This is a genomic window from Neisseria sp. P0009.S007 (genome assembly GCF_051962515.1).
In genome coordinates this window covers 5,991-19,376 of record NZ_JBQCVF010000031.1, presented here as the reverse complement: position 1 = coordinate 19,376, position 13,386 = coordinate 5,991, and the positions used below count along the sequence as shown (strand labels likewise).

At 48.7% G+C, this 13,386-nt stretch carries 11 protein-coding genes and 1 pseudogene; all 12 read right to left on the bottom strand.

The annotated features are described in order from the left end of the window. Positions 1-215: pseudogene (locus tag ACTHS3_RS04915) on the bottom strand (phage holin family protein); the annotation flags it as partial. 109 nt (positions 216-324) lie between these two features. Beyond that, on the bottom strand, positions 325-759 hold the full coding sequence (locus ACTHS3_RS04910; RefSeq protein WP_004519274.1) for a DUF883 family protein: 435 nt from the start codon (positions 757-759) through the stop codon (positions 325-327). Between the two features lie 193 nt (positions 760-952). Then, positions 953-1,843: a succinate--CoA ligase subunit alpha gene (gene sucD, locus ACTHS3_RS04905; protein WP_002221113.1), complete on the bottom strand. Its 891-nt coding sequence runs from the start codon at positions 1,841-1,843 to the stop codon at positions 953-955. A gap of 10 nt (positions 1,844-1,853) precedes the next feature. Continuing rightward, positions 1,854-3,020: an ADP-forming succinate--CoA ligase subunit beta gene (sucC, locus tag ACTHS3_RS04900; protein ID WP_003675098.1), complete on the bottom strand. Its 1,167-nt coding sequence runs from the start codon at positions 3,018-3,020 to the stop codon at positions 1,854-1,856. Positions 3,021-3,091: 71 nt separating this feature from the next. Beyond that, positions 3,092-3,379: a hypothetical protein gene (locus ACTHS3_RS04895; RefSeq protein WP_004519272.1), complete on the bottom strand. Its 288-nt coding sequence runs from the start codon at positions 3,377-3,379 to the stop codon at positions 3,092-3,094. Between the two features lie 124 nt (positions 3,380-3,503). Beyond that, the gene (lpdA, locus tag ACTHS3_RS04890; protein ID WP_002217382.1) at positions 3,504-4,937 is read right to left on the bottom strand and encodes a dihydrolipoyl dehydrogenase; all 1,434 of its coding nucleotides are present in this window, start codon (positions 4,935-4,937) and stop codon (positions 3,504-3,506) included. A 258-nt stretch (positions 4,938-5,195) separates the two neighbouring features. Next, on the bottom strand, positions 5,196-6,377 hold the full coding sequence (gene odhB / locus ACTHS3_RS04885) for a 2-oxoglutarate dehydrogenase complex dihydrolipoyllysine-residue succinyltransferase (RefSeq protein WP_004519270.1): 1,182 nt from the start codon (positions 6,375-6,377) through the stop codon (positions 5,196-5,198). A 99-nt stretch (positions 6,378-6,476) separates the two neighbouring features. After that, entirely contained in the window at positions 6,477-9,305 is a 2,829-nt protein-coding gene (locus ACTHS3_RS04880; RefSeq protein ID WP_070625932.1) for a 2-oxoglutarate dehydrogenase E1 component, read from the bottom strand. Positions 9,306-9,514: 209 nt separating this feature from the next. Next, positions 9,515-10,798 carry a citrate synthase gene (gltA, locus tag ACTHS3_RS04875; RefSeq protein ID WP_004519267.1) on the bottom strand — a complete coding sequence of 428 codons (1,284 nt, stop codon included), beginning with the start codon at positions 10,796-10,798 and terminating at the stop codon, positions 9,515-9,517. A gap of 123 nt (positions 10,799-10,921) precedes the next feature. Continuing rightward, positions 10,922-11,170, bottom strand: a complete 249-nt coding sequence (locus ACTHS3_RS04870; RefSeq protein WP_003678830.1) for an FAD assembly factor SdhE — start codon at positions 11,168-11,170, stop codon at positions 10,922-10,924. A gap of 3 nt (positions 11,171-11,173) precedes the next feature. Then, positions 11,174-11,881 carry a succinate dehydrogenase iron-sulfur subunit gene (locus tag ACTHS3_RS04865; protein ID WP_003678833.1) on the bottom strand — a complete coding sequence of 236 codons (708 nt, stop codon included), beginning with the start codon at positions 11,879-11,881 and terminating at the stop codon, positions 11,174-11,176. A 119-nt stretch (positions 11,882-12,000) separates the two neighbouring features. Next, positions 12,001-13,386 (bottom strand): succinate dehydrogenase flavoprotein subunit (gene sdhA, locus ACTHS3_RS04860; protein WP_440367278.1); only part of this gene is annotated, 1,386 nt, incomplete at its 5' end.

The following is a 13,386-nucleotide window of genomic DNA, read 5'->3' as shown; positions in this document are numbered from 1 at the left end:
GCCACATCCGACAGCACGCGGTTCAAGCCGAACAGCAAACCGACCAAGCCCACCATCAACAGCGCGCCGGACAACACCAGCCAAATCGCCAAACGAAACACATTTTCCGCCTGACGCGTCAAATCCAAGCTCAATACCTGCAAACGCAGCAGCAGCAAATCCGCGCCCTGATTCAACAAAGCCTTGCCATGTTCAAAACGCTGGCGAATTCCCATCTCGATTATCCTTTTTTCCAGGAAAAATAAGGCTAAGGCCGTCTGCACGGCGCAATGAAATCCATGATTTCATGTACACGCCTGTTCAGACGGCCTTAACATATTCACATTAACGGCGGTTCAACAACACACCGACAACCAAACCGGCCAATGCGGCAAAACCCATCGCATAATATGGTTTCTCATGCACCACTTCATCAGCGTGTTTGGCACCGCGTTTCAAACGCTCGCCCGCATCAGCTTCAAATTCGGCAAAACGCTCTTTGCCTTCTTTCAAACGCTCCTGAGCCGCTTCTTCAAACTGCTCGTATTTTTCACGCGCACGCTCGGCATGATGGCGCAGACGTTCGCCGGCCTCTTCTTCAAAACGGCTCAAACGCTCTTTGGCCACAGCCAATTTTTCTTCCAATTTGGCTCGGGCTTTGCTACCCTCTTCCGAACCGGCTTCAACACCATTGCGGTATAACTCTTCCACATCATCCATTACTTCTCGGATGTCTTTCAGCAAAGCCTCGCGACGTGCCTCAAAATCGTGTTTTTTCATGGTTTTCTCCTTGATATAGGTTGATATGGTTACAGACTGTTTATCTGTTAATAAATTATAACCGTTTATTCTAAAATAAACGTTAATTTAAATAAAATTAAGTGCTTATTATGAAAACAAGCAAATGAAATTTAAAAAAAGGCCGTCTGAAAACTTCAGACGGCCTTTTCAATTCAGCTTAAAGACTTAAGTCTTATGCCAAACCTTTTGCTTTCAACACTTCCAGCATGGTAGTGCCCAACTCGGCAGGGCTGCGGGTGTAAGCGATACCGGCTTTTTCGAAAGCGGCGAATTTTTCTTCGGCAGTACCTTTACCACCGGAGATAATCGCACCGGCGTGGCCCATACGTTTGCCTTTAGGAGCGGTAACACCAGCGATGTAACCTACAACAGGTTTGGTTACGTTGGATTGGATGTATTCGGCTGCTTCTTCTTCCGCAGTACCGCCGATTTCACCGATCATGATGATGGCGTCGGTATCTGGGTCTTCTTGGAAGAGTTTCAGTGCGTCGATTTGGTTCATACCAGGAATCGGGTCGCCGCCGATACCAATACAGGTTGATTGACCCAAGCCCAGTTTGGTGGTTTGTGCTACAGCTTCGTAAGTCAATGTACCGGAACGGGAAATAATACCGATGCGGCCCGGAGTGTGGATGTGGCCCGGCATAATACCGATTTTGCACTCACCCGGAGTAATCACACCAGGGCAGTTAGGGCCGACCAAGCGGGTACCGTTGCCGTTGGTTTCCAAGTAACGTTTGGCTTTGAGCATGTCCAAAGTAGGCACGCCTTCGGTAATCACAACGACCAAGCCTACGCCTGAATCAACGGCTTCAACGATAGAGTCCAATACAAACGGAGCTGGAACGTAAATTACAGATGCGTCTGCGCCGGTTTCTTTAACGGCTTCTTTCATGGTGTTAAACACGGGCAGGTTCAGGTGGGTTTGACCGCCTTTGCCCGGGGTAACGCCGCCGACAACTTTAGTGCCGTAAGCCAGAGCTTGTTCGGAGTGGAAAGTACCGTTTTTACCGGTGAAACCTTGAACCAATACTTTGGTGTCTTTATTAATCAATACGCTCATTCTTTTCTCCTTAGGCGTTTACGGCTGCAACAATTTTTTCGGCTGCGTCATTCAGGCCGTCTGCAGAAGTCAGTTTCAGACCTGATTCGTTCAGGATTTTCGCGCCGAGTTCGGCATTGTTACCTTCCAAACGAACAACGACAGGAACGTTGACGTTGATTTCTTTAACGGCTGCCACGATGGCTTCCGCAATCATGTCGCAACGTACGATACCGCCGAAGATGTTGATCAATACGCCTTTAACGGATTTGTCTTCCAGAATCAGTTTGAACGCTTCAACCACGCGGTCTTTGGTTGCACCGCCGCCAACGTCCAAGAAGTTGGCAGGTTGGCCGCCTTTGAGTTTGATGATGTCCATAGTGGCCATCGCCAAACCGGCACCGTTAACCATACAGCCGATGTTACCTTCCAGGGCAACATAGTTCAGGTCGAATTCAGAAGCTTTCAGCTCACGTTCGTTTTCTTGAGATTTGTCGCGCAATTCAGCGATTTTTGGCAGGCGGTAGAGCGCGTTGCTGTCGATACCGATTTTGCCATCTACGCAAGCCAGCGCGCCATTTTCGCGAACTGCCAATGGGTTTACTTCAAACAGGGCGAAGTCGTTTTCGATAAACGCTTTGTACGCGCCGGTCATCAGTTTGACGAACTCGTTGATTTGTTTGTCTTTCAAGCCCAGTTGGAACGCAACTTCGCGAGCTTGGCAAGGTTGCAGGCCAACCAGCGGATCAACGGTTACTTTGAAGATTTTTTCTGGAGTTTCGGCAGCAACTTTTTCGATTTCCACGCCACCTTCGGTAGAAGCCATGAATGTAACGCGGCGGGTAGAACGGTCAACCACTGCGCCCAAGTACAGCTCGGTTTGAACCGGATACATGTCTTCGCAAACCAAAACGCTGTTGACAGGTTGGCCGTTGGCATCGGTTTGGTAAGTTACCAAGTTGGTGCCAATCAGGCTTTCAGCCACTTCTTTAGCTTCTTCGCGGCTTTTAACGACTTTTACGCCACCCGCTTTACCGCGGCCGCCGGCGTGTACTTGTGCTTTGACAACAGCGAATTTACCGCCCAATTTGTCGTAAGCTGCAGCGGCTTCTTCGCCGTTGTGTGCCAAAATACCGCCTTGTACGGGCAAACCGTAGCTAGCCAGCAGTTCTTTAGCCTGATACTCGTGTAAATTCATGGATTTCTCCTTAAGGTGAGTGGGTTTTAGGAATCGCCCTGCGGCCAATCCCATATTTTCAGACGGCCCTACTATTTACTGAAAGGCAACCACATCCGCGCCAGCAGATACATGGTTGCGCCTCCTCCTCCGAGAATAAAAAAGACAATGCCTTTTTTACGCGAATTCGGGCAGAGCAGATAAACGGCAAGGCTGAAACTGATAAACAACAATGCCACGCGCCAAACCAATTCTTTATCTTTGAAACGGTTGAGCGTATAAGTTTCGGTCATCATCACATACATCTGCCACAATGCGGCCATACACATGCTGATGATGCCCATCGGTATAAAGAAAATACCGACTATTTCTTTGTTCATAATGAATGTAAATGCTGTTTGTTTGTCTGACGGAATTATAAATCAGAAAACGAAGCTCTCGGAACATTCAATTTGTCGGAGGTCTTAAGGCCGTCTGAAAAATTTCAGACGGCCTTAATGTCTATCAACCGTGCAAAGCGCGTTTGTCGGCCGCCAATGCAGCTTCGTGAACCACTTCGGACAAGGTTGGGTGGGCATGGATGATGCGGGCGATGTCTTCGCTGCTGGCGAAGAATTCGAGCGCAGTCACGCCTTCGGTAACCAATTCGCTGACAACCGGACCAATCATGTGTACGCCTAAGATGCGGTCGGTTTTGGCATCTGCCAATACTTTGACCGTACCTTTGGCTTTGCCCATTGCCAATGCGCGACCGTTTGCGCCGAAACCTGAAGTACCTTTTTTGTACTCCACGCCTTCGGCTTTGAGTTGCTCTTCGGTTTTACCCACCCAAGCGATTTCAGGGTCGGTGTAAATCACGAACGGTACGTTGTTGAAGTCGATATGCGGTTTTTGACCGGCAATGCGCTCTGCAACGGCAACACCTTCGTCACTGGCTTTGTGTGCCAACATCGGGCCGCGAACCACGTCGCCGATTGCCCATACGTTAGGCAGATTGGTACGGCATTCGCCATCTACTTTGATAAAGCCGCGTTCGTCTTTTTCCAAGCCTACGGCTTCGGCGTTCAGGCCTTTGGTGTTTGGAATACGGCCGATGGCAACAATCAGTTTGTCGAATACTTCGGTTTTGGCTTCGCCGGCAGCAGTTTCGTAAGCAACGGAAACGCCTTTGCCTTCAGATTTGATGTCGCCGATTTTCACGCCCAATTCGATGCTCAGACCTTGCTCTTTGGTGAAGTATTTGAAGGCTTCCTTGGCGATTTGTTGGTCGGCGGCAGCCAGGAAGGTCGGCGCGGCTTCAAGAATGGTAACTTCTGCACCCACGCGGTTCCATACGGAACCCATTTCCAAACCAATCACACCGGAACCGATCACGCCGAGTTTGGCAGGTACTTCGGTCAGATTCAATGCGCCTTCGTTGTCTAATACGTTCACGTTGTCTATAGCAACTTGTGGCAGCGGACGCGGTACGGAACCGGTCGCTACGATGACGTGTTTGGCTTCGATAACGGTTTTCTCGCCTTTGTTATCGACTTCGATTTGATAAGCATCGCCATTTTTACCAGCAAAAGAAGCAGTACCGAACAGGCTGGTTACTTTGTTTTTTTGGAACAGGAATTTCACGCCGCCGGTCAGCTTGGTTACGATGGCATCTTTGCGCTCAATCATTTTGGCTGCGTCGAATTTTACGTCGCCGACAGTGATACCGTGTTCTGCAAAATCGTGTTGCGCAGCGTGGAAATGTTCGCTGGATTGCAACAGGGCTTTAGAAGGGATACAGCCTACGTTCAAGCAAGTACCGCCCAATGCTGGGGCGTTGCCTGCTTTGTTAACGCCTGCGTCAACGCAAGCGGTTTTGAAACCCAGTTGCGCAGCACGAATGGCGGCAACGTATCCGCCCGGGCCTGCACCAATCACTACTACATCATATTGAGACATCGTGTCATCCTTTGCTTTTGCAGTATCTCAAAATAAAAACGATACTTTTTGTTTCTTTTTTATTTTGAATGACTGCGTTTTGATGGTTTTAAGAAAAGGCCGTCTGAAAGTCTATATCTGCCGATTCATTCGAATCAAATGTTTCAGACGGCCTCAATCGTTCGTTGAGCCTATTGTAGCACGATACTACATTACGCTACATCTAAATAAAAATTCAGACGGCCTTTTCATTAACAAATAAAAGGCCGTCTGAAACGATTACAGATCCAACAACAGGCGTGCTGGGTCTTCCAACGCGTCTTTAATGGCTACCAAGGTCAATACAGCTTCGCGGCCGTCAATGATACGGTGGTCGTAAGACAGAGCCAGATACATCATTGGACGGACAACAACTTGACCGTTTTCAACCACAGCGCGCTCTTTAGTGGCGTGCATACCCAAAATCGCAGATTGAGGCGGGTTGATGATCGGGGTAGACATCATAGAACCGAAAGTACCGCCGTTGGTAATACTGAATGTACCGCCGGTCAGATCTTCGATAGCGATTTTGCCGTCTTTTGCTTTTTTCGCGTAATCAACAATTGCTTGTTCGATGTCGGCAATGCTCATTTGGTCGGCATCGCGCAGGATTGGCACAACCAAACCGCGTGGGCTGCCAATTGCGATACCGATGTCGAAGTAGCCGTGGTAAACGATGTCTTTGCCGTCAACAGAAGCATTCACAACCGGGTATTTTTTCAGGGCGGCAACAGCGGATTTAACGAAGAAGGACATAAAGCCCAATTTCACGCCGTGTTCTTTCTCGAATTTATCTTTGTACTTCGCACGCAAGTCCATGATTGGTTTCATGTTGACTTCGTTGAATGTAGTCAAAATGGCGTTTTCTTGTTGAGAAGCCAAGAGGCGTTCTGCAACACGGGCACGCAGGCGGCTCATTGGTACGCGTTCTTCAGGACGTGCGCCGGCAGGAAGTGCAACGGCAGGGGCTGCGGCTGCGGCAGGTTTGGCAGCGGCATTTTGTACGTCTTCTTTCAATACGCGACCGTCACGGCCGGAACCTTGCAATGCGTTCACGTCAACACCGGTCTCGGCAGCCAGTTTGGCGGCAGCAGGCATAGCGGCGTTGTTTTGTGCAGCAGCAGGAGCGGCGGCTGGGGTAGCTTCGGCAGGCGCGGCGGCTGGGGCTTCAGCAGCGGCAGTAGCAGCTGTATCGATGCGAGCCAAAACTTGGTCGGCAACAACGGTTTCACCGTCTTGAGCTACGATTTCAACCAATACGCCGGCTTGTGGAGAAGGGACTTCCAAAACCACTTTGTCAGTTTCGATATCGATCAGGATTTCGTCACGGGCAACTGCTTCGCCAACTTTTTTCTTCCATTCCAAGAGCGTGCCCTCAGATACGCTTTCAGACAGCATAGGTACTTTTACATCAATAATCATTTTGTGTCTCCAATGGCCCTTTCAGACGGCCTGTTGTGTGTTTTTAATTCTGCATATGGGCATTCCGCCTGAACAATTTCAAACGGAATGCCACTAGGTTTACAACGCCAAAGCGTCTTCAACCAATTGTTTCAATTGAGCAATGTGTTTGCTTGAGTAGCCCACTGCAGGCGATGCACTGCTTGGACGACCGGCATAAGACAGTTTTTGCTCTTCGCTGATAACGTCTTCGATACGGTGGCGGATTTGGTAGAACGCACCTTGGTTTTTCGGCTCTTCTTGCGCCCAAACCACAGATTTTGCGTTCGGGTATTTCGCCAGTTCAGCTTTAACCTCATCGTATGGGAACGGATACAGCTGCTCAACGCGGACGATAGCAACATCATTTTCCAGTTTACGCTCGGTACAGCCGGCTTCCAAGTCATAGTAAACCTGACCGGCACACAATACCACGCGTTTCACGCTGTCGTTGCTTGCACGTTCTGCGGTATCTCCGATAACTGGACGGAAAGTCGAACCTTCGGTGAAGTTTTCCAGCGGACTCATTGCACCTTTGAAGCGCAACAGGCGTTTGGACATGAAAATCACCAGCGGTTTGCGGTATGAACCCAAGACTTGACGTTGCAAGAGGTGGAACATTTGCGACGCTTCAGACGGCATGATGACTTGCATATTGTTCTCAGAACACAGTTGCAACCAACGTTCTACACGTGCAGAAGAGTGCTCAGGGCCTTGACCGTCGTAACCGTGCGGCAGGATGGTGGTCAGACCGCACAAACGACCCCATTTGGTTTCGCCTGAAGACAGGAATTGGTCGATAGTTACTTGCGCGCCGTTAGCGAAGTCACCGAATTGCGCTTCCCAAATGGTCAGCTTGTCAGGAGCGGAGCAGGCAAAGCCGTACTCGAACGCCATTACGGCTTCTTCGTTCAAGATAGAGTCGATAACCAGGAACTCGCCCAAGCCTTCGCCCATGTTGCGCAGAGGAACATAAGTACCGTCGTCCCATTTTTCGCGTTTTTGATCGTGCAGAACGGCATGACGGTGTGAGAATGTACCGCGGCCGGAGTCCTCACCAGAGATACGCACGCCATGACCTTTGGTCAGCAGGCTTGCGTATGCGAGGGTTTCGGCCATACCCCAGTCGATGGCTTGTTTGCCGGATGCCATGGCTTTACGCGCTTCGATCACACGTTTTGCAGTCGGATGCAGGGCAAAGCCTTCCGGTACAGCGGTGAATTTCTCAGTAAGACGCTCAATGTCGGCGGCAGGCAAACCGGTTTCGATTTTTTCGCGCCAATCTTTGCCTTGGTATTTGCTCCAGTCGATTTGTGTGCGTTGGAAATTGCTCAACGTTGTTTGTTCAACATGTTCGCCTTTGTCCAAAGCATCACGGTAGGCTTGGATGTAACCGTCAGCCTCAGCTTGGGTTACCACGCCTTCGGCAATCAGTTGCTCGGTGTACAAAGCACGCGCACCTGGGTGTTGCGATACTTTTTTGTACATCATCGGTTGGGTCAAGGTCGGATCATCGCCCTCGTTGTGGCCCCATTTACGGTAGCAGACAACATCAACCACGATGTCTTTATGGAATTTTTTGCGGTAATCCAAGGCAGCTTGGATGGCAAAGCAAACGCGTTCAGGATCATCGCCATTCACATGGATAACCGGAGCGGAAACCATTTTCGCGATATCGGTACAGTGTACGGTTGAACGGGTATCGCGGGTATCGGAAGTCGTAAAGCCGATTTGGTTGTTGATCACGATGTGAACAGTACCGCCGGTGGTATAACCGCGTGTTTTAGACAGGTTGAATGTTGCTTGGTTAACACCCAAACCGATAAATGCGGAGTCACCATGAATCAATACCGGCAAGACTTTATCGCGGCCGTTTTCGCCCAAACGTTTTTGTTTGGCGCGTGCAGAACCTTCTACTACTGGATTAACGATTTCCAAGTGTGACGGGTTGAATGCCAAAGAAACGTGCATCGGGCCGTGTGGCGTAGCAATGTCGGAGCTGAAGCCCATGTGGTATTTCACGTCGCCGCTAGGCAATTTGATTTCGGCACGGCCTTCAAATTCGGCAAACAGATCAGCCGGTTTTTTGCCCAAAATGTTAACCAAAACATTCAGACGGCCACGGTGTGCCATACCGATGATGACTTCTTCCACGCCGTCTTTACCGGCGTTTTGAATCAAATAGTTCAAACCGGCAATGGCACTTTCGCCACCTTCGACACCGAAACGTTTTTGACCGACATATTTGGTATGCAGGTAGCGTTCCAGAGTTTCGGCAGCAGTCATTTCTTTCAAGATACGGCGTTTTTGTTCAACGTTGTAGCTTGGTGTAGACAGTACGCTTTCAAAATAATTACGAACCCAACGACGCTCTTCGGTATTTGGAATGTAGATGTACTCTACCGCGATATGGCCGCAGTAGGTTTGTTTGAGGTTACTGATGATTTGGGACAGAGGCAGTTTGCTCTGACCGGAAAAATCGCCCTCGCCCATATTGAACTGAAGTGCCATATCGGCATCTGACAGACCGTGGAATTTAGGATCGAGAGCTTCAATATTTTGAGGAGGAATACGTTTGAGCGGATCAAGTTGGGCTGCACCCACGCCTTGGATACGATAGGCAGAAATCAGTCGCAAAACGCTGACTTGCTTTTTCATCATTGCCTCATCCACACCGCCTGCGACGGCTGCGGCAATTTTCTTTTTAGCCAAAGTGGCAAATGATTCACGAATCGGTGTATGGGCAACATCGACAGCGACTGCGCCCGGCTGTTTACTCAAATCGGTAAAGTACTGTTTCCATTTTTCATCGACAGATTCCGGATTATCCAGAAACTTTTCATACAACTCCTCGATGTATGGCGCATTAGAACCAAACAGATAAGAGAAATTGAGTTTTTCGTCCATCATGGCGTGAGCTCTTTTCTTTAAAATATAAACAAAGGGTAGAATCCCGTGTTCTCCGAACGGAATTCAGGCCGTCTGAAATGACACTTTATTCTACCCTATTTCAAATCAAATTACCTGCTATCAACTTAATTAATTACGACCAACCTCATTGAAAACGGCAATTCGATTTTTTCAAACGACTTTTCAACAATATATTAATGTATTGTTTATTAGCGTTTATCTACCGGAACGTAATCGCGACGTTCTGCACCGGTATAAAGTTGACGTGGGCGACCGATTTTCAGTGCCGGATCGCTAATCATTTCATGCCAATGAGAAATCCAACCTACACTGCGCGACAATGCGAAGATAACGGTAAACATTTCAGTTGGAATGCCCAATGCAGACAAGACGATACCAGAGTAGAAGTCGACGTTTGGATACAGCTTGCGTTCAACAAAGAATGGGTCTTTCAGTGCAATTTGTTCCAATTCCATCGCCAGCTTGAATTTAGGACTGTCTTCCAAGCCCAATTCTTTTAAGACTTCATAACAGGTTTCGCGCATGATGTTGGCTCGTGGGTCCATATTGCGGTATACGCGGTGACCGAAGCCCATCAGACGGTATTTGCGTTGTTTCACACCTTCCATGTATGCGGCAACATTAGACACATCGCCGATTTCATCCAGCATCTTCAACACAGCTTCGTTTGCACCGCCGTGTGAAGCACCCCACAGACAGGCGATACCAGCAGCGATACAGGCAAATGGGTTCGCCCCTGAAGAGCCTGCCAAACGTACGGTCGAAGTAGAAGCATTTTGCTCGTGGTCGGCATGCAAAATAAAGATGCGGTCGAGCGCGCGGGCCAAGACTGGATTAGGTTTGTATTCTTCACACGGTGTGGCAAACATCATGTGCAAGAAGTTTTCAGCATAGGAAAGGTTATTTTTTGGATAATTGAACGGCAAACCGTTGGAATAACGGTAACACATTGCCGCAATGGTCGGAATTTTGGAGATTAAGCGGTAAATCGCGATTTTGCGGTGTTCAGGATTGGTAATATCCAAGCTGTCTTGATAGAAAGCAGACAAAGCGCCAACCACACCCACCATCATCGCCATCGGGTGCGCATCGCGACGGAAACCGCGGAAGAACCAAGTCAACTGTTCATGCACCATAGTATGGTGGCTGACTGTAGCATCAAATTCTTTTTTCTGTTCGGGCGTAGGCAGCTCGCCGTAGATCAACAGGTAACAAACTTCCAAGTAATCGGATTTTTCGGCCAACTGCTCGATAGGATAACCACGGTAATATAACAGACCTTTATCGCCGTCAATATAAGTGATTTTGGATTCGCAACTTGCAGTGGACACGAATCCTGGGTCGAATGAAAACAGACCTGTATTTTTTGTCAACGCACGGATGTCAACCACATCATGGCCGATACTTGCTTCCAATACTGGCAGTTCCAAGGTCTCTTGATTTGGGGTGGTGAGCTTGACTGATTTAGACATTCTTAAACTCCTTTGTAAGTTGGGGCTTTCGTTGCCGCCCAAGCGGCACGGTCCTTTTTTCAGACGGCCTCAGTATGGAAAAAGCTTGTTCGGATTGGCATCGCAAACAAGCTCTATAACACATCATGCCTGTCTGATTTTTTCAAGCATGGGAATCAGGTGTTTCTTGTCCGTTGCCGAATGTCCGTTAATCAAGGCAAGCAACTCTTGGTCTTGAAATTCGAGGATTTCGGAAAATTCGGACAACTCCTGATCACTCAGGTGCTCGAATTCTTTTTCCATAAACCTGCCGAAGATTAAGTCTAGTTCTAACAATCCCCGGCGGGTTTGAAAACGGATTTTCCGTTTGGCAATATCGTCAAAAACCATCATTTCTTAAACGGCTCGTTTCAACATAATCTCTTTAATCTTACCGATGGCTCGGGTCGGATTCAAGTGTTTAGGACATACGTCTACGCAGTTCATAATGGTGTGGCAACGGAACAAACGGTATGGGTCGTTCAGATTATCCAAACGCTCATTAGTGATGGTATCACGGCTATCCGCAATGAAACGGTAAGCATTCAGCAAGCCAGACGGACCAACGAATTTATCAGGATTCCACCAGAATGACGGGCAGGCAGTCGAACAGCAGGCGCACAAAATACACTCGTACAAACCGTCCAACTCTTTACGCTCTTCCTGAGTTTGCAGACGCTCTTTGTCCGCATCGATAGGGTTGTCGTTGACAACGTAAGGTTTGATTGAGTGATATTGTTTGAAGAACTGGGTCATATCCACAATCAGGTCGCGGATAACAGGCAGACCTGGCAGAGGGCGGATTTTAACCGGCTGTTTCAGGCTGCGCAGATCGGTCAGACATGCCAAGCCGTTTTTACCGTTGATGTTCATACCGTCAGAACCGCAAATACCTTCGCGGCAAGAACGGCGGAAAGACAATGTATCGTCTTGTGCTTTCAGGCGCACTAAAGCGTCCAAAAGCTTAACGTCGGTTGGTTCCAATTCCAACTCGTAACGTTGCATATAAGGTTTGGCATCAACGTCCGGGTTGTAACGGTAAATTTCAAAACTCATTTTTTCCATGAGAAGTGTTCCTTTTCTCATAAACTGCTCAATGATTTTGTATTATGAATTCAAGCAGTTCAATGTGGGTATGGTTAGGTTTCAGACGGCCTTTAAGGTAAAGGCCGTCTGAAAACTCATCAATAAACGCGTTTAGCCGGTTTGATGTATTCCACGCTCAAAGGCTTGGTATGTACCGGTTTGTAAGACAAAGTATTGGTATCTGAATGATACAGGGTATGTTTCATCCAGTTTTCGTCATCGCGCTCAGGATGGTCGTCTGAAGCGTGTGCGCCACGCGATTCTTTACGTGCTTCGGCAGACACCAAAGTCGCTTTCGCTACTTCAATCAGATTATCCAACTCCAAAGCTTCGATACGCGCGGTATTCCATACTTTGCTCTTGTCTTTGATTTCAGTACGTTTCACGCGCTCGGCAATCTCCATGATTTCTCGAACGCCTTTGCTCAGAATCTCATCGGTACGGAACACACCGGCATGCAGTTGTACGGAGCGTTGCAGTTCGCGACGCAATGCATCAACGTTTTCACCATCGGTTTGGTTGTCCAAACGCTCGATACGTTGGCGGGTCAACTCACCGGCATTAGCAGGCAGAGGTTTCCAGTCGCTTTGCTCTTTGATGAATTTAATCATGCTGTCGCCGGCAGCTTTACCGAATACCACCAAGTCCAACAGGGAGTTGGTACCCAAGCGGTTCGCACCGTGCACGGAAGCACAAGCACACTCACCTGCCGCATACAGACCTTTTACAGGCACTTCGTAATCTTCACCTTGCGGAACGACAACTTCGCCATGGTAGTTAGTCGGAATACCGCCCATCATGTAGTGGGTAGTCGGCACAACAGGAATTGGGTCTTTAATCGGGTCGATACCGGCAAACTGGATGGAAATCTCGCGGATGCCCGGCAGTTTTTCCATAATTTTTTCTGCGCCGATATGGTCGATTTTCAGCAAAACGTGGTCTTTGTTTTTACCACAGCCGCGACCTTCGTAGATTTCCATCGCCATCGCACGGGAAACCACGTCACGGGAAGCCAAGTCTTTTACGGTTGGAGCATAACGTTCCATAAAGCGTTCGCCATCGGCATTCAACAGAATACCACCCTCACCGCGCACACCCTCAGTAATCAATACACCGGCACCGGCTACACCGGTCGGGTGGAATTGCCAGAATTCCATGTCTTCCAACGGAATACCTGCACGGGCACAAATACCCAAACCATCACCGGTATTCATATAAGCATTGGTTGAAGACGCATAAATACGGCCGCCACCACCGGTAGCAAACATCACGGCTTTAGCGTGGAAAATATAAACTTCGCCGGTTTCCATTTCCATGGCGGTTACACCGACGACGTCGCCGTTTTCATCACGAATCAAATCTTGTGCCGTCCATTCCACAAAGAATTGTGTATTGGCACGGACGTTTTGTTGGTACAAAGTATGCAACATCGCATGACCGGTACGGTCGGCAACCGCACATGCACGTTCTACCGCACGTTTACC